A 19,037-nucleotide genomic window follows, 5' to 3' on the forward strand; every position below is an offset into this window, starting at 1 on the left:
GGAGTGATGTTCAGTCGTTTGTTATTAGGCTATGTATCCAAGGAGGGTGAGAACCCTCGCTAGGGTTCGATAAAATGTCTGGAACACTTTAAGCCGCCGTAGGCGTTGCGAAGCAATTAATTACATGGATGTAATTAAGCTAACCCCTCCTTCTCCACCATTTCTTATTAAAAGAGGTGAATCGAAACACATTGAATACACTGGGTAGTTACGGCATTATTAATAACAACTCCACTAACGTAAGTTTAATTATGTTTCGTTTAATTGCACCTTTAATAGGCCTTGTGGCTTTAAGTACACACGCAGCCCAAGACATTACGGTTTATAAATGTACAATTAAAGGAGTCGCTACATTTAGCCAAACACCCTGTGCTGACAATGCAGAAGTTATTAAACTAAAACAGCCACTAGTTGCCGATAAGTACGGTAATAATGCAAACTCACCCGCAATGCCTGGTGCCTCTGTAGATAACTACATTGAGATTAAAAAAATTGAGCGTGAAATTAAACGCCACCAGCTTACTATCAAAAATTATAAAGAAGACTTAGCTGACGCCAAACAACAAGCCAGCTATGTTACTCAAGATCAAGCTAATAGAATGGGCGCCGAATCAATAGCCGATGCGATAGCCACTAAAACTACGGCGATTCAAAACCGCTATAACGCATTAATTAGTGCTGTAGAGCAACAAATCTCTATTTTACAGCAGCAAAAACAGCAGCTGAGCAAACAACCTTAACTGCTAAATAAGCAGTTTACAGGTTGCGCAAGGTACACTTTTTACAACATATATTAAAAAATACCGCAAATAACATACTGTTCGCTATACTGATATTTAAAATTAAGTACTTTTAAAAAGTCAGGGAGCTATGTGAAAAATTTTAACTCAAAATATCATTCAGTTATCTTTTACATAATTTTTTCATTAGCGTACTTTTTAATTGGTATTTCACTAACTAAACTCGCCTTTAATACTCAAATTATCCCGGTATGGTTGCCTGCAGGCATTGCCTTAGTTGGATGCTATATGTGGTGGTGGCGCTTCATTCCAGCGCTTTTTATAGCAGCCTTTGCTTTTAACTTTAATATTTTTGACAGCACAGCTCACGATATGGTGTTAGTTGGCAATACCTTCAGCCAAGCCATGTATATTGCTATTGGCATTGTATTGCAGGCAATGGTGGGGGCTGGTTTACTTAAATATTGGCTTGGACACCCGCTGTATTTTAAAAAACGCGCAAGTATCATTTATTTTATTTTTGTTGTGGGCATTGCGGTTAGTTTAATTTCAGCAAATTTTGGGGTATTTGCGCTAAGCCAATTTAACTCTGCGTACGATATTAAAGATCATTGGCAAAATGTGTTATTTTGGTGGCTAGGAGACTCATTAGGCGTAATTATTGCCACTCCTCTGCTGTTGGTGCTTACTCAGTTTAAGGGGCAAAATAGGCCTATATCGCCGCTGCCTACGTTAGCGGTATGTAGTATTTTATTTGTATCTGTTGCAGTAACTACTCAGCTTTATAACCAAGAAAACAGACAAAATACCGTTAAAGTCGCCGAGCGAGAAGCTCACATTATTGAAAATAGCTTATATCGCTACATCAACCAAAGTTTAATAGCGGTGCAAAGCTTAGCCAGCCAAGTACAATCTAACCCAGATTTAAACCAACAAGACTTTTACGCCTACGCCAGCGAGTTACTGACGCAGCATTCGTTTATTAAAGCGCTTTCGTGGAATCAAAAAATAGCGCAAAGTGAGCGAGCTTCGTTTACCCAAGAAGTTGCCGATATATACCACCTAGACTTTGAAATTGTCGGGGAGCCCCTTGAGCCAGACGATCCTATGGTCATCGTTAAATACATTGCCCCTTTTAATGGCAACCAAAAAGCGGTTGGTTTTAATGTGTACTCAAACCCAGACAGAAAAGCATCGCTAGTAAACCCTGCAATTAGTTATCAGCCTGTCAGCACTAAAATTATTCAGTTAGTGCAAACAGCTGAGCCTGAGCCTGCCTATCTGCTATTTGCCCCCGTGTACGAACAACAACAGCAAAAAGCTATTATAAAGGGGTACGCAACAGGTGTGTTTTTAGTGCGTAATATTATTGAGCAAGCGATTAACGAGCAACAATCAGAGATGTTTTCTATTGCGTTTTATGAAGATGTAAATAAGCCCGCTTTTTATAGTAACTACGGCAAAAGCTTAAATATTGCTCAGGGCAGCCGTGTTATGAAACTAAAGCTCAGCTTTGGTGGGCAAACATGGAATGCACATTTAGCCTTAAAAGAGAAATACCTTGCCCCCCATAATAACCAATTAACACTGTTTTTAATGGCCTTACAATTGGTGGTATGTGCCTTAATTTTAATTGTTTTACTGCTTTTTAATCAGCAACAAATTGCCCTTACCCGAAAAGTCGCAGAGCGCACCCACTCGCTTGCGCAAGCTAAAAAGCAATCTGACTTAGCTAATCAGGCTAAAAGCCGATTTTTAGCCAATATGAGCCATGAAATACGCACACCATTAAATGCAGTTATTGGCTTTTCATCATTAGCGCGCAAAGAAGACAACGCACACACTCTTATTGGTTACTTAGACAAAATAAACTCTTCATCTAAAAGCTTACTAAACCTGATTAACGACATACTTGATATTTCAAAAATTGAATCACATAAGCTTAAGCTAGAAAGCACAGCATTTGACCTACATGCAATTATAAAGCGTATTAACACAATGTTTGAAGCCAGTGCAGCCAATAAAGGCATTGGCTGGCAGGTTAGCAGTCATCTTCCGGTAGATATTTGGTATGTAGGCGACCCTTTACGCTTTGAGCAAGTAGTGCTAAACCTTTGCAGCAACGCAATAAAATTTACAGAGCAAGGCAAAGTAAATGTAGACTTTGGCGGAGAGTTTATCAGTACTGACAAAGTTAAAATTACCGTAACCGTTACAGATACGGGTATTGGCATAAAGCCTACCCAGCAGTCCAAGCTATTTAGTGCCTTTACCCAAGCCGACGACTCAACATCAAGGCGATACGGTGGCACAGGCCTGGGCTTAACAGTCGTAAAAGAGCTCAGTAAATTAATGGGCGGTAACGTCACATTACAGAGCGAACCAAACGTTGGCTCTACGTTTAAATTTGACGTTGAGCTTCGCACCAGCCCAGTACAAGAGCAAGCCGAGCTTGTATACTCGGGTACTAAATTGGCGGCTTTAAAAGTGCTAGTAGCAGAAGATAACCCGGTAAACCAAATGGTAATTAAAGCCATGCTAGGCTCATTAGGTATTGTTGCCCATATTGTCGAAAATGGTGAAGCGGCAGTAGATATAGCAAAAGAGCAACACTTTGACTTAATTTTAATGGACTGCCAAATGCCAATAATGGATGGTTACAGAGCCACCGCTCTAATTAGGCAATTTAAAAGTGAGGTAGAGCTGCCCATTATTGCGCTGACCGCCGATGTTATGCCTGAGGATAAAGCCCATGCTCAAGCCGTTGGTTTTAATCAGCATCTTGCAAAACCGCTAGAACTGGTTAAGCTAACCGCGTGCTTAGCCCAATATGCCGAAATTGAAGAGCACTAATACAATAATGCGCTAAATAAATGCACTTGTGTTAACTTAGTTTAAAACACCACCACCCACTATAAAGCAGCCCAAGGTAAGCAGTAATGGCAACTTTTACCCACCAATGGTTTAGTGATATTAACCAAATAGACGTACACGAATGGACTCGCTTATTCGGTAATGAACCTTTTACCCGCCATGCATTTTTATATGCATTAGAGCAAAGCCACTGTGTAAACAAAGAGACAGGCTGGCAGCCTCAGCACTTAGCGGTTTATGAAGCTGACAAATTAGTCGCACTCGCACCTGGGTATTTAAAAAGCCACTCTTACGGAGAGTATGTTTTTGATTGGGCATGGGCAGAAGCCTACGAGCAACACGGATTAGCCTATTACCCTAAATGGCTAAGCGGTGTACCTTTTAGCCCTATTGAAGGCCAGCGTATTGCCATTGCACATACGAATACACAAAGCGTATACGAGTACATAAAAAAGCAATTAAATTTAACCAGTGTGGAGCAAGGTTGGTCTGGCTGGCATGTTAACTTTTGCCCAAAGGTTCAAGCTCAAGCCCTGTGTACTGACGAAATAATGCAGCGCGTAGGCGTGCAGTTTCAATGGTTTAATAAAGGCTTTAAAACCTTTGACGATTTTTTAAATACACTCACCGCACGCAAACGAAAAACGCTAAAAAAAGAGCGAGCTAAAATAGCACAGCAAAATATTACCATTGAATGGCTGCAAGGCTCGCACCTAAGCCCTGAAACAATGCAGCTATTTTGTGAGTTTTATCAGCGTACTTATTTAAAACGTTCTGGGCATTTAGGGTATTTAAATATTGAGTTTTTTACTTTATTACAGGCACTAATGGGCGATCAGCTAATTATTATGCTCGCCAAAAAAGACAACAAAATAGTGGCAGCAACGCTAAGCTTACAAGGTAAAAATACCTTGTATGGCCGCTATTGGGGCGCCAGCGAAGAAATAGACTCCCTTCATTTTGAGCTGTGTTACTACCAAGGGATTGAATTTGCGATTAAGCATAACTTACATTGCTTTCACTCCGGCGCTCAAGGTGAGCATAAAATACCTCGTGGGTTTGAGCCTGTTTTTACCTACTCTAGCCACTATATTGTTGAACCCGACTTTAGAGCAGCAATAAACGACTACCTAAAGCGAGAACGCCAGCATATGACAATTTATAAAACGCAGTGCGCTGATTTACTGCCGTTTAAAAACCAATAACTGATTGTTCGCTGGCATAGCTGTATCACTTATGAGTGTAAGGCCAGCATGCCTTGCTAATTGCTCTATGGCCTCAAAATCACGAATACCGCTAAATGGGTCACGCTGTGTTAAAAAGCGATCGAACTCTTCATTACTTGCACTTGTAAACTGCCCTTGGTATTTGAAAGGGCCATAAATACACACTACACCTTGGCTTACTAAGTGTGTTGTAACCCCTTTAAAAAATTGCTCAACCAACTGCCAACTTACAATATGAAACGTATTTGCTGTGTAAATGGCATCTACGTTATTTACCGGCCATGCATAATTCAAATCAAGCTCAAGAGGGCCGTGTAAATTAGTTAAATTTGCCTCCTTATGCCATAAATTTATGCCCTCATGGTTTATACGGCGATCACTTGTATACCACTGTAAATGCGGTAATTGCTCAGCAAAAAACACACTATGCTGCCCCGTACCCGAGCCTACTTCGAGTACCGATTTTGTCTTATTAAAAGCCGTTTTAAGCACTTCTAAAATAGGACCCTTATTGTTTTCACACGCTTGTGAGAAAGGTTTGATCATGACCTGCACCAATATTGAAACTTATTGCACAACATTAACGCAAAAAAATGGCACTGAACAATTAAAGTTTTATAGATAATTTATAAAAGTGAGTTAATTCATGGCACTAAAATAAAAATAAGGCGATGGTATGTATTATGCTTTAATTAAATCAACCCTAAGTAGGGTGTATTACCAATATTAAATACGAGGATAAAATTATGCATACTCCCCCTTACACCGCTGTAGACGCTGTGGTCTCAGTGACAGAAAAAAGCACCGAAAAACCAAGTAGCACCTGTGATAGTAGAGCCACTGTAATCGACTTACTTTCTCACTGTAACCAAAATCAACAGGCGCTAAAAAAACATGAAACAGACCAAATATTCATTCTTGGCTATAATTGATACTCAATTAAACGCTGCAAATAATTTTTATAATAACTGTTTACACTGAAACCGATTAAATGTAATGATAACTATTATCGTTAACTTAAATCGGTTTTTTTATGTCTCCCTTTCAGGCATTACAGCCTTATCATCATGAACTTGCTTGTAACTGCTTACGCCCGGGCTTACATGCGCCTATGGTGGTAGCTCACTACATAGAAACCGCTTTAAACGTTGCTAAAAGCTTTGAAAAACAGCGTAACCCCTTACTACAAGAGTTATATTTATTACGCACTCACCATGAAATTATCAATAAAATGTGCGACCCTCTAATACACAATGCCATTCGTAAGCAGTGCCTTGAGCAATTATATAAACCCTTATTGGCATTAAAACGCTTTTACTATGCACATAACGATACTGAAAAATTTTTAAAACTTGAGCGCGAAGCTCGCGTACTCAGTCACGAATTTAACCCTTTTTAAGGAGCGACTTATGAGCAATTTTAGAACCGAATCCGACAGCATGGGTGAATTACAGGTCCCTAGTGATGCGCTATACCAAGCGCAAACCCAGCGTGCAGTTAACAACTTTGCTATTAGCGGTTTAACTATGCCAAAACAGTTTGTAACAGCGCTTGCATACATTAAGCAAGCTGCAGCACAAAGTAACTTTGAGCTAAATCACTTAAGTAAAAGTAAAGCCAACGCTATTGAGCAAGCATGCCAACAAATTATTGATGGCGAGCATTATGAGCACTTCCCGGTTGATATTTTCCAAACTGGCTCAGGCACCAGCTCGAACATGAACGCGAATGAAGTTATCGCAACGCTTGCAACCCGCATTGGTAATGAGCCAATTCACCCCAACGATGATGTAAATATGGGGCAAAGCTCTAACGATGTAGTGCCTACAGCCATTGCACTAAGTAGTGCTATTAACGTAGTTTATGAATTACTGCCATCTCTTGAAAAACTATCGCAGAGTTTAGAGCAAAAAAAGGCAGACGTTGGCAAAATAGTTAAAACAGGCCGTACGCATTTAATGGATGCCATGCCCGTTACGTTTGAGCAAACGCTAAGCGCGTGGCAATCACAAGTAAATAATGCAGCCTCAGGCATTCGCCATAGCTTAGAGCGAGTATGTGAGCTTGCCCAAGGCGGGACTGCTGTTGGCACGGGTATTAATGCTGATGGCGAATTTGCCTCAAAGTTTGCTAAAAACTTAAGCGCTAATGTGGGTATAAGCTTTAAGCCAAGCAGTAACTTTTTTTACAATATTGGCTCGCAAGATGCCATTGTAGCACTCTCAGGTCAGTTAAAAGTACTCGCTGTAGCGCAAATGAAAATAGCCAATGACTTACGCTGGATGAACTCAGGCCCACTCGCCGGGCTTGGTGAAATAGAGCTTGAAGCACTGCAACCAGGCTCATCGATTATGCCGGGTAAAGTAAACCCGGTGATCCCAGAAGCGGCAGCCATGGTAAGCGCTCAAGTTATAGGTAACGATGCAACCATCACTGTGGCAGGCCAAGCGGGTAATTTTGAGCTAAACGTAATGCTACCTGTTATTGCGCACAATATTTTACAAAGCATTGAGTTACTTGCTAATAGCGCCCAAGCATTGGCAGATAAAGCCATTGCGAGTTTTAAAGTAAACCAGCCCAATATTGATAAAGCACTGGCCAAAAATCCAATTTTAGTGACAGCGCTTAATCCGGTGATCGGTTACGAAAAAGCAGCCAAAATAGCTAAGCAAGCCTACAAAGAAGCCCGCCCAATTATTGATGTCGCAGAGCAAGAAACCGACCTTTCACGCAGTGAATTAGAAACACTGCTTAACCCCACTAAACTTACCCAAGGCGGTTTATAAAGGTAAATCAAAAACGGCTTTAATTACTTGATAATATAGTTTTTATTGCCGTTAAAAATGCACCGTGTATGATAGTGATGAATAATTCATCACTATCAAGGTTTGTTATGCGTACTCCACTGTTAGCCCTACTTTTACCACTTTGTTTAACTGCATGCCTCGAAACAACATCGCAAGATGCACCAACTAACTCGGTGAACGAGCTTAAAGAAGTACCGCATAAAGAAGTACCTCAACAAACCAGCAGTGAAAACAAGCACAAAACCCCTACTGATGCATCACAACCCATAAAAACCGCTTTAAAAGCAGTATCACTTAACGACATTAAAACCGCAAAAAGCGAGCTTAATACGTTAATTGCCAATACACAGTGCGATACCTCTGCACAATGTAAGGTTATGCCTGTAGGAAGCAAAGCTTGCGGCGGACCAAGTGATTATGTTGTTTACTCAACAAAATCAGCTAAAGAGGGGCAAGTCAGTTCGCTTGCAAAGCAAATAACAACGCTTGAAAAAGCCTACAACACACAAAATGAAATGATGAGCACGTGCCAGCATTTAACTTCGCCAAGCACGCAGTGTGTTGAAAATAAATGTGTTAAACTTGAAGGTTCAGCGGTAAGTGTATTTTAAGGACAAGGTTATGAGTTGTTTACCATCAGCAATTAAATTATCAATTGTGAGTGTTGCCACCAGCGCTATGCTATTACTTAGCGGCTGTGCAAGCACATCATCAAGTACTGAGCAAAATCAGAATTTGTCTGACTTGAACTACGATCTTAATAACATTGTTAGTGATAATAGTTGCACCGCAAGCTTTCAATGTAAGGTACTCGAAGTAGGTGCACGAGCATGTGGTGGGCCAAGTAAGTATGTTGTGTATTCAACGCTTAATACCTCTCAAGAGCACGCCGAAGAAGTTGCCCAAAAAATTACACAACAACAAAAAGCGCAAAACAAAGCGCAAGGTTTAACCGATTGCTCACCGGTACTTGAGGTACAAACCCTGTGTATTAATCAGCAATGCCAGGCATTTGATATAAAATAGCGCAAACGCCAATTTCAGCGTTAACCTATAAAAGGTATTAACGCTGAAATAACCACCACCAGCACCACACTAATTCCTGCTTTAACAATGTATTTCATTGGCATTTCTTTTTTTACCCAGTACGCATAAATAAATCGCACAAAGTAACTTGCAGCTGTGCCAAACAAAGCAAAAATAATTAAGTAAGCAATTAAAATAATATTCATATAAATCTAAATTAACTACTTAGTGTTTTTAGTATGAGCAATTAATAACTCTGCTACTTGTTGCTTTACGGCTCGCTTATCATCACTTTGGACATTAAACCGCGTTGCAAGTTGGGCTATTTCATCATCGTTTAAATTAAACGATAGGCGCTGACGTGTTTTTTTAGACTTTACATCTAAGCCTAAAATTTTACGGATCATATCTGAGGGCGTAAGCTCTTGGTCAATGGCCTGCTTTTTTATCGACTTTTGTACTTCGCTGCTTAAATCAAATGCCATTTGTGTGGCACGCACGGCTTGCTCTTGACGTAACCACTTGTCTTTAGCATCATTCACTTCGCATCTCCTGGAAACAAGTCGACTATATCGGTAATTGGGCGTGTTAGCGTTAGCGATACTTCGGTTTCACCGCCTTCCCATATTTCGATATTTAAACCATGTCCTTCGTCAGGCGATGCTAAGCAAATCATTTCACAAGGTTCGCCACCCTCTTGCTCATAGCGCGGTAATGACTGGCCACGAAAATCTTTGTTATGGAAATAGCACACATAAGGCGATTCACTTTGCTGATAGCTTTTAGCTAAAAACTGCATAAACTGCTCTGGCGTATTTTGCACCTGTATATGGGTTAACGACTCTTCATCAAAAATACGTGCAAATTCGTCTAGCCCAAATATTTGCTCTACGTCGTCACGCTGAATTTTGATTGAAAAATTAGCCCACTGCTCGCCATCATCTTGCTCAATTTGTAAAAATACCACCTGTCCGCTGTTCGTCTCTAGCACAAACTCAGTATCACTACTGTGCTGATATTGATAGGTTTGAATATCAATAACACGCAGCGTTTGCCCTTTTAACCACGACGGATATGCAAATGAGTCGATAACACTAAACATATCGCCTTTTTTAAGCTCGCTTGCATGATTAAGCTGACGTTCTGGCTCTTTTTTAGATTTGAAAAAATTAAACATAATGAGGCATCCCTTAAGCAAAAAAGGTAACTAAGCTAAGCTTAATTACCTTTTATAAATAATGTACTAACTATTAGCCGTTTTGCTTGGCTTTAATGCGCGCTAAAATATCAGCACTTTTTGGGCTTGTATCGCCAATACCGGCTTCAGCCATTTTTGCTTTTAAATCGTCGCCATTTACGTCCGACTCAAGTTGCTTTGCAGCACCAAGCTGGTCGCTACGATCCTGTTGGCGTTGCTTAATACGCTCAAGCGACTGGCGAGCCGATGTCATAGACGAGCTATTGGTATTAAGCGTGCTGTTAACAGCCATAGTAGCTTGCTGTACGCTTTCTGTGGTTTTAACCATAGTAAGCTGACGTTGGTTTTCTTTAATCGACTTCTCAGCGTCTTTAACTTGTTGTTTAAGCGCTACAATATGATTGCTAAAACCTGCTAATACTTGCTCGTTTTCCGCTTTTTCAGCTTCAAAGTCACCAATTTTTTCGGCAATTTCTAATGCTAAGGCTTCGTTACCTTTTTCAAGTGCTTGGCCTGCATATGCTTCGTGCTCAGCAATTGATGCATCAACTGCGCTAATTTTACGCTTAGTTTGCATTTCTTTAGCCATTACTTCTGTAAGGCTCTTTTTAGCACGATTAAGTGCATTTTGCGCATCTGCTATTTCTTGCTCAAAAATACGAATGCCGTTTGCATCTACAATTGCTTCGCCCGCTTCACGCGCGCCGCCACGTACTGCTGTAAATAATTTTTTTAATATACTCATAATCTTAACTCCACTAACTAGTTACTAATCGTTTAAATACAAGGTCACGGCTTCTAGTGCGTCAATAGCGTTGTCAGCTAGTGTCACTAGTTCGTGGGTAATATCATCTAATGATGAATTTACCGACAGTGCACCAAAAATCGCGTATTTGTTATCGATTTTAGCAAATGCACTCAGTGGAATTGGCACGTTTAAACGTAGTAGTGTTTCGTTTAACTCGTTGCGTAATTCACTTTTTACTTCATCTTCGCCAAACAAGTAGCTAATACATAACAACTGCTCTTGTGTTTGCGTAACAAAAATTGGAAGCTCATCGTTTCCATCAACTATGACTTGTAAAACATCTTGCTCACCAGGGTTGGCAATCAAGAAAGACTCAAAGTTAGCGCCTTCTGTTTCAAAAGAAGCTAATTTTATTGAAAGTTCATTTAATTCCATGTCTCTGCCTTTTTGCTGTTTGACATATTATGTCTGAGTTAAGATTCGCATGGCCGACATATTATGTCAACCATGTTTTATTAATTTTTATACAATTCGCTTTCTATCTGCCACGCATTACGGTAGTAATCATATAGCTGACCAGAACCTAACCTATTGACCTCAATACTTTTAACTTGTTCAAAATACTGGTTAGGAAATACAAAGCTGGCTAATAAATATTCTTTACTTACCCACCTTGATGGCACCGGCATAGCGCTTATATTTTTAATTCGCCCACTGGCTGATTGACCCATTTTAGTGGCTATTGTCCACCCCCATTGCCCAAACGAAGGAATATTTTGCTGGTACTGCTCAACATAATCAAAACCCGCCGCTTTTACCGTTTTAGCAATACTTAAAAATGCTTTTTTGGCATGATAAGGCGAGGTAGACTGCACAGCCATTGCGCCATCGGGAGCTAACAATTGACGTACATGGTTATAAAAATAGTCGCTGTACATTTTGTTTAAATCGGGATGATTAGGGTCCGGCAAGTCAATTAAAATAGTGTCAAATTGCTTACCTTGATCAAGGAGCCTTTCAACCTCTAAAAACGCATCTCCCACAATAATATTGGCGCGCGGGTCTAACATCGATTGTTTATTTAGCGCTAATAACCGCTTACTTATAGACTCAGGCGCTGTAAAATCACCGTCTTTATGGCCAAATAAATTAAGCAGCTGTGCATCTAAGTCAATTAACGTTACGTCGCTCACTGGCCACTTTAAAACATCTCTAAGGGCAAGCCCGTCTCCACCACCAATAATTAATACGCTATCGTGCCGGTTTGATGCGAGCATTGCCGGATACACCAGCATTGAATGATATATTTGCTCATCAATACTCGAGAACTGTAAACGCCCATTTAAATACAAGTCGGTGATAGGCCCTGGCTGGTTTTTACTTAAGCGCTCGGTTAATACTACATGCTGGTATTTAGTTGCTTGTGAGTAAATAACTTTATCTTTATAAAGTACATTACTTAAGCTGTTCATCCAGCTACTTCCCATTACTAAAATAAACCCAAACAGTGCCAGTAATACTATATGGCAGATCAGAAGTGCCTTAGCAAAGCGCACATGAGCATGGTAGCGCCATAAAAAGGCGAGCCCTGCCAGTATATTAAAAAGAGCTGTCCACGCTGCAGCTTGCATTATAGGCATCGCCAGCATAATGCTTACCCAAATAGCCGCACCAATACCCGCGCCAATATAATCGGCACCATAAATAGTGCCTGCATTGTTTTCTAAAAAACGCCCGTACACATGTTGGCGAATACGTGCAATAAGCGGTATTTCCATACCAATAAATAAACCCAGTACTAAACCAAACACATAAGGTAAAAAGCGTGACCACTCTTGCAGCTTTTGAAATACATAGCCATTGAGCACAACATCTGGAGGTAAATTAAAAATACTAGAAAACAAATGAGGAAGTGAATAACTTACAGCAATTACACCGGCTATTGCCAAAATACAGCCCATGCCAACCAGGGCAATAATACTTTCAAGCCAAGCAAAGGCGGTAAAGGCATCTTTAAACCAACGGGCTAAAAATGCGCCTAAGCCCATGGCAACTATCATTGTGCCAATCATGGCATAGATAGCACTCTCTACAGAGCCCAGTACCCGCCCTGCGTAATGCGAAAGTAAGTATTCATAAATAAGGCCGCACCCAGCGAGTACGGCCATAACAGTTATTAGTAAAATATCGTGCCCAAGTAAACGTGATTTACTTGGGCTAGTTGTAGTTGATGACACTGATTATGCGCCTAGTAAGGTTGCCATAGTAATACCCACAGCAAACGACACTGCAGCAGAAATAGCACCTACACCTACATTTTTCTGACGGTTAACTTCATCTGAAATATCACAACCTGATAAAATTATTTTGATGGTGATTAAATGCAAAATGATGAATGCCACTAAACTTACAATCGCGCTAATAGCCCAATAAAGCAGGCTAGCATTAATGTTATCGGCCGCATACGGTGCAATACCTGATGCCGCAGTAATAGCTAAGGCACTTCCTACTAAAAAGCCTGCGTAGCGTATACCTACAGCTAAATTGCCATCAATAATGGCTTGTTGTAAACAATCACCGCTTTTATTGGTACGCTTAAATAATTGTACGCGGTATTGGCTTACAAGCAGTAGTGCAACACTGCCAATAATAAAGGCAGCAATAACGATAGGCAGCCCGTGCCAACCCTCTGTTGCTACCCATAAAAGTGCAGAGCGAATCACAATAGCCACACTCACTACATGACCAAAGTCGATAATAGAGGCTGTTACATTACCTTTTACAATTTCGTCGTGCAGGCTGACTTTGCGAAGCGCGACCTTGTCTTGAAAAAAGTGGCCTAATTTAATCAGTACAATGGCTAATACACCATAGCCTAGCATTTGCAGGGCTTCTTGTTGTAACGACGCAGCAAAGGCGCCACTACTCACACCCGTTAATACAATGGCAAGTGCAACTAAGCCTGCCGCAAAGCTAATACCAAAAGCAAAGTTATCGCGTTCTGTTATTTCGTCATTTGCATGAAGGTTTGAAACCCAGCCCTTAATGTATTTCAGGCTTACAAATAACAACACTATAATTGCAAAATCAATCGCCAAAGCTTGTAGCGACCACGTAGTTATTCCATTAAATTCGTACATATTTCTAACTCCAACTTATTCTTTACTTACCACGGCTCACGCCACGAGAGGTTCTGCTACCGCTATTGCGTACCGATCCAGAGCTGTTACTATAACTACTCGAACGCGAGTAACTACTGCGGCTTTTAGGCGGTGTATAACTACTGCGGCTTAAACCCGAGGCACCCGTTTTTTTGCTCGCATAAGGGCTAGTAAACTGTTTGCCTTGGCGTTGGTACGATTGACGCGTACGCGTTTCTAAAGCACTTTGCGTTTTAATTTGTTTAGGGCTTGAGTAACGATAGCGGCCGTAATCGTTGTAATAGCTATATTTACGGCGGCTGCTCCAACGTCCGTATTCAACACGGTCAAATACATCGCCTAAAATACGGTACATGCCATACCACTGCCAAAAGCTAATACCATTACTATTAGTTTGCCAGTTACCGTAATTAGGGTTGCCCACCAATTGATTACCCTCGCCTGCGCCCTCCGCTTCTTTACTAATAGCACCAACGCGCGCAAGGCTGCCCTTAGACATATCCGCTAGCATATTAATCGGGTCAGTTAACGCATCAGAAAACAGCGTAGGCTTAGCCGCCTCACGCAGTAAATCAATACTGTGTAGCGTATCTTCGTAAGGAGGGATTAAATAAGTGCCTTTAATATCTTTAAGTCGTTGTGTTAAACCACTGTAAAGGGCACCCTGCCTTGTAGCATCAAGGGTAATTACATCAACAACCTGACTAAGTTCTGGCTGTTGCTGTTTAAGGAGTTTGCCATATTCTTTAAGCAATACAGCATTACGTATAGTCCCATTATCAAGCGCAGTACCAAGCTGTGCAAGCTCAACATCTGCCTTTTTAATAGACTCTTGAATTGTTTGTTGTAGTTGCTCTTCTTTAGATTGACAACCCATAAGCACTGCAAACAAACAAAACAGGCTCATAAGTTTCCAAGCTTTTATATTCGACATTCATGTCACCTGATTTAATAAATAACCGCATTAGTCTTACACAGGTCACTTATTAAGCCAAGAATGAAATTGCAACAAAGTAAGTCTGCCTAAAATAAAATAACCAGCTATAGTTACTCTATGAATTTAAACACATTCTTTTACTTACGAATTGAGTAAGTAACATCAGCGCTACGCGTAAGCCTTCTATTAATAAATAACAACAATAAGTAATAACTCTTTTAGTGAAAGAGCATGACAGTAAGAAGGGATTTGGCTAAATGTTTCATAGTATTCGTAACAAATTTATTATTATTACGACTTGTTTAATTGTACTAAGCGCTAGTTTTGTTTTTTATTTAGCTATTAATGAGCACGAGGATTTATACCGCCAATCAGTTGAAGAAAACCTCGATGCTATGTCATCAAATATTTCAGATAATTTGTTACGTGTTATGTCGCAAGAGATAGATTTATTTTCTATCACTACTGAGCTTTTGGGGTTAGATAGGTACGAGCACATAAAGTTTGTAAATGTATTTGATAGTAATTGGCAGCTAATACAGTCCTACGTGCACCCTAATTACTTAAAGTACGAGGACTTTTCTCCGCAGTTACAGGGAGTCAAACCACAAAGTTTGCCCCGTACCGTCAGTGTTACTAATCAAGGCTTAGTTGCCTTAAAAACAATTGGTGAGGAGCAGTTCCCTATAGGCTACCTATTAATTGTTCAGGATTTTAATAAGCCCCTCAATGAAAGCAAAGCGAGCTTATTTTATAGTGCAGCCCCTATCGTTATTTTTAGTATCGTGATCACCATCATCATCTCTTTTTGGATATACCAACATTTATTAAGCCCGCTATTAAAACTTTCTAAATTCACACAAAAAGTAGAAAAAACAACTAACTATCAACTCCAATACCAGGGCTCAGGCAACGATGAAGTATCGCAACTTGGCAAAGATATTAATAACTTACTTAACACTATTAATTCCCAAGTGCTCACTAATCAAAAAAACACCGCACAACTATTAAAGCAAAAGCAATCAATGGAGCACTTAGCTAACTTCGATATATTAACTGGCTTACCTAATCGCATGTTTATTATGGGCTTACTAAAAGAAGAATTAACACGCTGTAAAAATAATCATCAAGATATAGCTATTATGTTTTTTGACGTAGATAGCTTTAAAGGTGTTAACGATACACTTGGCCATGAAACGGGCGACCTACTTTTAAAGGCGGTAGCCAGTAATATTAAAAAGCACTTACGCGAAAACGATGTTATTGCACGCTTAGGGGGTGATGAGTTTTTAATAATGCTGCGTAATATAAATAATTACACCGACGTTATTGATATCGCGGAGCAAATTATCAGCTCAATGCAAACGCCTTTTACTATTAACCAGTGGGATATACCTACTGGGGTAAGTATTGGTATTGCCCACGCTAAAGAGGCCGAGTTTGACATTAATACGTTAATTAGTAATGCAGACATCGCAATGTATGCCTCAAAAGAAAAAGGTAAAGGGTCGTACACTGTTTTCCATAGAAAAATGTTAGAAAACAGCAAGCGAATGGCTCAAGTGGCTAATTTAATTAGTCATGCAATTGCGCAAAATGAGTTTGAAGTTGTGTATCAGTTAAAAATAGCTGCCAATGGTGAGGCTAATGGCCTTGAAGCCCTTATTAGATGGCAAAGTGAAGAGCTTGGCTTTATTTCACCAAGCGAATTTATACCCATTGCAGAGCAAGCAGGTAAAATAAAAGCAATCACGCAGTGGGTTGTCTCCAGGGTATTTCAAGATTTACCCACACTAAAACAAACTATAGGTAACCATGTACTCGTTTCTTTAAACCTATCGAGCCATGATCTTAAAGATAATCACTTTATTGATGTTGTAAAAAATAAATTGATTAAATACAACGTCGACATTGCAAATGTCCAGTTTGAAATAACCGAATCAAGCTATCTCGATAATTTTGAAAACTCCAATGAATTCTTTAACCAAATAAAACAAATGGGCGGGTCTATAGCCCTTGATGATTTTGGAACGGGTTATTCATCGCTAAGCTACCTGACAAAAATAGATATCGATACCATCAAAATTGACCGTATGTTCGTTAATCAATTTGACAGCTCAGAAAAGGATGCGGCGGTATTAAAGGCCATACTCGATTTAAGTAAACGCCTAGGTTTAAAAGTATGTAGTGAGGGTATAGAAACAGCCTGCCAGGCTAACTACCTAATTAAAAATGGCAGTGATGAAATGCAAGGGTATTATTTTGCAAAGCCTGTAGCCATAGCACACATTCCAGCAGCTAAAGCCCAAGCAAAAGAAGCATTTAAAGCGCTAACTTTAAAATAAGTCAGCGCTACTAGTTAATCATAAATTAAGGCGTTAGCGTTACAACAGTTAGCTCGTCCGGAATTTTTGTATCAGCAGGTAAATAAGCAACTGCATTTTCTTCTTTCAATAAATACGAAATAATTTCTTTAGTCGAGCTAAATTCTACGGGTGGCTTGCTACGCCCTGTAAATCTCATCTGAGCCCAATAAGCCTGAATTCTCGATTCGGTTAAGCCAACCAATTTCGTATTAAAGTCGATTCGTAACGGGTTTCCGGCGGGTAAATTTACTGCTTTAAATTGACGACTCATCGCGCCGCCCATATAAATATGGCGAATTTGCTGCTTACTCAAAGCTAAGTTTTTATTGGCTGTATTAACAACAATGATCACTTTACTTGTGTGGCTATTATCCGCGTAGGCTTGTACGCTGATAAACAATAATGACCAAGTAAAAATACACAGCAGTATTATATGTCTAATCACGTAAGTTAACTTAGAGTACATCATCAAAATACCCAATCTAAGCCAATAAGGTAAAGATTCGTTTTTCTATTAAAGCTAACATCCTCAGGGATAACAAAAAAAGAATTACTAACCTCATCGCCCTCTAAAGCAGATACTTCCGCCTTTAATGCCAGATTAGGTAGCACATCCCATCGTATACCAAGTGTCCATGTTTTTAGTGAGTCGGGCGCCGACTCTGCAAACACGCTGTTATAAGCCTGTGCCAGCTGATCAAGCTCTACATTAGCACCAATAGGGATTTCATTCTGATTTGCATTAATTTCTACATCGCTGTCTGCAAAGGTTAAATGATAAGTAAAAGGTGCATCGTTATAGCCTACGGTTAAGTAATAGCTTTGTATAATCGGAATTATATCTAACTGTGTTTTAATCTTTACCCATTCACCTCTAAAAAAATAATCTAAATTATCATAAATAACACCAAATTGATCTGCATGCGCACTGCCCTGCGTTGTCAGCGATGCTGCACTTTGGCTAAAATTAAAATTCTCTAAAATATCTTGTAGTTGGTTAATCGATTTAAGATCTAACGCTATGTTACCGTTATACCTTGAAGCCCTAAATTCTATATTTTCAATATTCAACTTCCCTATCACACCCACTAAATTATCCACCTCAAAACCTGTTTTAAAAGGGCCTATGCCAATACTTCCCGACTCTTCGCCATAGTACCCTTCAATACTGATATCAAAGTCATCTGAGCCAAATTTGTAAATAGCATCAATACCATTAAATGTTTTAAATAAGTACGTGTCGTATACTTGTTGTGGCGGATTGATCCATGGGTATGCAAACCCTACATCAGAGAAGTCGCTCATTGTAAAAAATGGGGTTCGCAGCTTACCGATTTTTATCTGTAGGTTTGTTGTGGGCGTATAAGTTAAATACAGCCATTCAAGTCCACTCTCACCAGATACCGTTGTGCTATCAGATCTAAATAACCCTTGTGCTGTCACTGACCAGTTTGTATTAAACTGATACTCAGCTTGAAGACCTATTAAACTTGATGGTGAAAAGTTAAGACTGTCGTCGTAGCCTCTATATTCGACATCTTTTTCATCTAAATAACCACCAATAACACGTGCATAGCCTGAAAAATCAAACTCACCTGATTTAGCCGGTAAATGGTGTAGGCTCACGATTAAAACGAATATCTGAAATATTTTATTTCGCATAGACACTCAGCAACCTATATAAAAAAGCGCTGAATCTTTAAAAGTAACGACATTTTATAATTCTGCAGAATAATTATTATGAGGTATAACTATAGTCAAAGTTAAAGAGTGTGGATCAAAATAGTCTGAACTATAAGCTATTATTTTTATACATCTTAATAGATTAGTTAAGTTAAGAGACTTACTTGTACTGTAATACCAATTCGCTTAATTAAGTGATCTATTTTGAGGGTGGAAAAACGTGTCGGTATTACGTAAAGGCAGGTATTTCACTTTTCTGCAGACGTAAAAA

The 19,037-nt window shown here is 39.7% G+C and carries 20 protein-coding genes; 9 read left to right on the forward strand and 11 right to left on the reverse strand.

Annotated elements, in window-relative coordinates:
- Nucleotides 1–251 precede the first annotated feature (251 nt).
- The 3 genes from CWC04_RS18580 to CWC04_RS18590 all read left to right on the forward strand — a co-directional run bounded on the left by CWC04_RS18580 (nt 252) and on the right by CWC04_RS18590 (nt 4,819).
- Nucleotides 252–740: an RNA-binding protein gene (locus CWC04_RS18580; protein ID WP_164521603.1), complete on the forward strand. Its 489-nt coding sequence runs from the start codon at nt 252–254 to the stop codon at nt 738–740.
- 132 nt (nt 741–872) lie between these two features.
- A complete protein-coding gene (locus tag CWC04_RS18585) occupies nt 873–3,593 on the forward strand; it encodes an ATP-binding protein (RefSeq protein WP_138686137.1) in 2,721 nt (906 codons plus the stop codon).
- An 86-nt stretch (nt 3,594–3,679) separates the two neighbouring features.
- The gene (locus CWC04_RS18590; RefSeq protein ID WP_138686138.1) at nt 3,680–4,819 is read left to right on the forward strand and encodes a GNAT family N-acetyltransferase; all 1,140 of its coding nucleotides are present in this window, start codon (nt 3,680–3,682) and stop codon (nt 4,817–4,819) included.
- On the opposite strand, the gene CWC04_RS18595 is transcribed toward CWC04_RS18590, so the two are convergent.
- Entirely contained in the window at nt 4,796–5,386 is a 591-nt protein-coding gene (locus CWC04_RS18595; RefSeq protein WP_126005407.1) for a DUF938 domain-containing protein, read from the reverse strand. The genes CWC04_RS18590 and CWC04_RS18595 overlap by 24 nt on opposite strands.
- Nucleotides 5,387–5,586: 200 nt before the next feature.
- On the opposite strand from CWC04_RS18595, the gene CWC04_RS18600 reads away from it, so the two are divergent.
- From CWC04_RS18600 to CWC04_RS18620, 5 genes are all read left to right on the forward strand, one after another.
- On the forward strand, nt 5,587–5,772 hold the full coding sequence (locus tag CWC04_RS18600) for a hypothetical protein (protein WP_004589148.1): 186 nt from the start codon (nt 5,587–5,589) through the stop codon (nt 5,770–5,772).
- Between the two features lie 101 nt (nt 5,773–5,873).
- Nucleotides 5,874–6,239: a hypothetical protein gene (locus tag CWC04_RS18605; protein WP_004589147.1), complete on the forward strand. Its 366-nt coding sequence runs from the start codon at nt 5,874–5,876 to the stop codon at nt 6,237–6,239.
- A gap of 10 nt (nt 6,240–6,249) precedes the next feature.
- Entirely contained in the window at nt 6,250–7,626 is a 1,377-nt protein-coding gene (locus CWC04_RS18610; protein ID WP_138686139.1) for a class II fumarate hydratase, read from the forward strand.
- Nucleotides 7,627–7,733: 107 nt separating this feature from the next.
- Nucleotides 7,734–8,258, forward strand: coding sequence for a hypothetical protein (locus tag CWC04_RS18615; protein ID WP_004589145.1), 525 nt, complete (start codon nt 7,734–7,736; stop codon nt 8,256–8,258).
- A 10-nt stretch (nt 8,259–8,268) separates the two neighbouring features.
- Complete coding sequence (locus CWC04_RS18620; RefSeq protein ID WP_029772226.1) at nt 8,269–8,673, forward strand: hypothetical protein; 405 nt, start codon at nt 8,269–8,271, stop codon at nt 8,671–8,673.
- A gap of 20 nt (nt 8,674–8,693) precedes the next feature.
- Here CWC04_RS18620 and CWC04_RS18625 read toward each other — a convergent pair whose 3' ends face one another.
- The 8 genes from CWC04_RS18625 to CWC04_RS18660 form a co-directional block, all read right to left on the reverse strand.
- Nucleotides 8,694–8,879 (reverse strand): hypothetical protein, encoded by a 186-nt coding sequence (locus tag CWC04_RS18625; protein ID WP_024032117.1) that lies wholly within the window; start codon nt 8,877–8,879, stop codon nt 8,694–8,696.
- A 15-nt stretch (nt 8,880–8,894) separates the two neighbouring features.
- Nucleotides 8,895–9,215 carry a hypothetical protein gene (locus CWC04_RS18630; protein WP_138686140.1) on the reverse strand — a complete coding sequence of 107 codons (321 nt, stop codon included), beginning with the start codon at nt 9,213–9,215 and terminating at the stop codon, nt 8,895–8,897.
- Nucleotides 9,212–9,850 (reverse strand): DUF4178 domain-containing protein, encoded by a 639-nt coding sequence (locus CWC04_RS18635; protein ID WP_138686141.1) that lies wholly within the window; start codon nt 9,848–9,850, stop codon nt 9,212–9,214. Before CWC04_RS18635 ends, CWC04_RS18630 begins: the two co-directional genes overlap by 4 nt.
- A 73-nt stretch (nt 9,851–9,923) precedes the next feature.
- Nucleotides 9,924–10,616, reverse strand: coding sequence for a PspA/IM30 family protein (locus CWC04_RS18640; protein WP_126005399.1), 693 nt, complete (start codon nt 10,614–10,616; stop codon nt 9,924–9,926).
- A 24-nt stretch (nt 10,617–10,640) separates the two neighbouring features.
- Nucleotides 10,641–11,054 carry a YjfI family protein gene (locus CWC04_RS18645; protein ID WP_004589139.1) on the reverse strand — a complete coding sequence of 138 codons (414 nt, stop codon included), beginning with the start codon at nt 11,052–11,054 and terminating at the stop codon, nt 10,641–10,643.
- A gap of 80 nt (nt 11,055–11,134) precedes the next feature.
- Nucleotides 11,135–12,856, reverse strand: coding sequence for a polyamine aminopropyltransferase (locus tag CWC04_RS18650; protein WP_138686142.1), 1,722 nt, complete (start codon nt 12,854–12,856; stop codon nt 11,135–11,137).
- 3 nt (nt 12,857–12,859) lie between these two features.
- Nucleotides 12,860–13,759: a DUF350 domain-containing protein gene (locus tag CWC04_RS18655; protein ID WP_004589137.1), complete on the reverse strand. Its 900-nt coding sequence runs from the start codon at nt 13,757–13,759 to the stop codon at nt 12,860–12,862.
- A gap of 22 nt (nt 13,760–13,781) precedes the next feature.
- On the reverse strand, nt 13,782–14,714 hold the full coding sequence (locus tag CWC04_RS18660; protein ID WP_004589136.1) for a hypothetical protein: 933 nt from the start codon (nt 14,712–14,714) through the stop codon (nt 13,782–13,784).
- Nucleotides 14,715–14,974: 260 nt separating this feature from the next.
- Between CWC04_RS18660 and CWC04_RS18665 the strand changes: the two genes are divergently transcribed.
- Complete coding sequence (locus tag CWC04_RS18665) at nt 14,975–17,062, forward strand: putative bifunctional diguanylate cyclase/phosphodiesterase (protein ID WP_138686143.1); 2,088 nt, start codon at nt 14,975–14,977, stop codon at nt 17,060–17,062.
- Between the two features lie 25 nt (nt 17,063–17,087).
- Here CWC04_RS18665 and CWC04_RS18670 read toward each other — a convergent pair whose 3' ends face one another.
- Nucleotides 17,088–17,528 (reverse strand): hypothetical protein, encoded by a 441-nt coding sequence (locus CWC04_RS18670; RefSeq protein WP_349304525.1) that lies wholly within the window; start codon nt 17,526–17,528, stop codon nt 17,088–17,090.
- Nucleotides 17,529–17,551: 23 nt separating this feature from the next.
- Nucleotides 17,552–18,745, reverse strand: coding sequence for a hypothetical protein (locus CWC04_RS18675; RefSeq protein WP_126005387.1), 1,194 nt, complete (start codon nt 18,743–18,745; stop codon nt 17,552–17,554).
- Nucleotides 18,746–19,037: the final 292 nt, after the last annotated feature.

Origin of the sequence: Pseudoalteromonas sp. S2893 (assembly GCF_005887105.1) — a bacterium.
In the GTDB taxonomy this organism is placed as follows: domain Bacteria; phylum Pseudomonadota; class Gammaproteobacteria; order Enterobacterales; family Alteromonadaceae; genus Pseudoalteromonas; species Pseudoalteromonas atlantica.

Coding starts and splice junctions, on each gene's coding strand:
- CWC04_RS18660 (WP_004589136.1), bottom strand. CDS start 14,714: ATGTCGAATATAAAAGCTTGGAAACTTATGAGCCTGTTTTGTTTGTTT.
- CWC04_RS18625 (WP_024032117.1), bottom strand. CDS start 8,879: ATGAATATTATTTTAATTGCTTACTTAATTATTTTTGCTTTGTTTGGC.
- CWC04_RS18595 (WP_126005407.1), bottom strand. CDS start 5,386: ATGATCAAACCTTTCTCACAAGCGTGTGAAAACAATAAGGGTCCTATT.
- CWC04_RS18600 (WP_004589148.1), top strand. CDS start 5,587: ATGCATACTCCCCCTTACACCGCTGTAGACGCTGTGGTCTCAGTGACA.
- CWC04_RS18655 (WP_004589137.1), bottom strand. CDS start 13,759: ATGTACGAATTTAATGGAATAACTACGTGGTCGCTACAAGCTTTGGCG.
- CWC04_RS18645 (WP_004589139.1), bottom strand. CDS start 11,054: ATGGAATTAAATGAACTTTCAATAAAATTAGCTTCTTTTGAAACAGAA.
- CWC04_RS18610 (WP_138686139.1), top strand. CDS start 6,250: ATGAGCAATTTTAGAACCGAATCCGACAGCATGGGTGAATTACAGGTC.
- CWC04_RS18590 (WP_138686138.1), top strand. CDS start 3,680: ATGGCAACTTTTACCCACCAATGGTTTAGTGATATTAACCAAATAGAC.
- CWC04_RS18675 (WP_126005387.1), bottom strand. CDS start 18,745: ATGCGAAATAAAATATTTCAGATATTCGTTTTAATCGTGAGCCTACAC.
- CWC04_RS18615 (WP_004589145.1), top strand. CDS start 7,734: ATGCGTACTCCACTGTTAGCCCTACTTTTACCACTTTGTTTAACTGCA.
- CWC04_RS18635 (WP_138686141.1), bottom strand. CDS start 9,850: ATGTTTAATTTTTTCAAATCTAAAAAAGAGCCAGAACGTCAGCTTAAT.
- CWC04_RS18620 (WP_029772226.1), top strand. CDS start 8,269: ATGAGTTGTTTACCATCAGCAATTAAATTATCAATTGTGAGTGTTGCC.
- CWC04_RS18665 (WP_138686143.1), top strand. CDS start 14,975: ATGTTTCATAGTATTCGTAACAAATTTATTATTATTACGACTTGTTTA.
- CWC04_RS18580 (WP_164521603.1), top strand. CDS start 252: ATGTTTCGTTTAATTGCACCTTTAATAGGCCTTGTGGCTTTAAGTACA.
- CWC04_RS18640 (WP_126005399.1), bottom strand. CDS start 10,616: ATGAGTATATTAAAAAAATTATTTACAGCAGTACGTGGCGGCGCGCGT.
- CWC04_RS18605 (WP_004589147.1), top strand. CDS start 5,874: ATGTCTCCCTTTCAGGCATTACAGCCTTATCATCATGAACTTGCTTGT.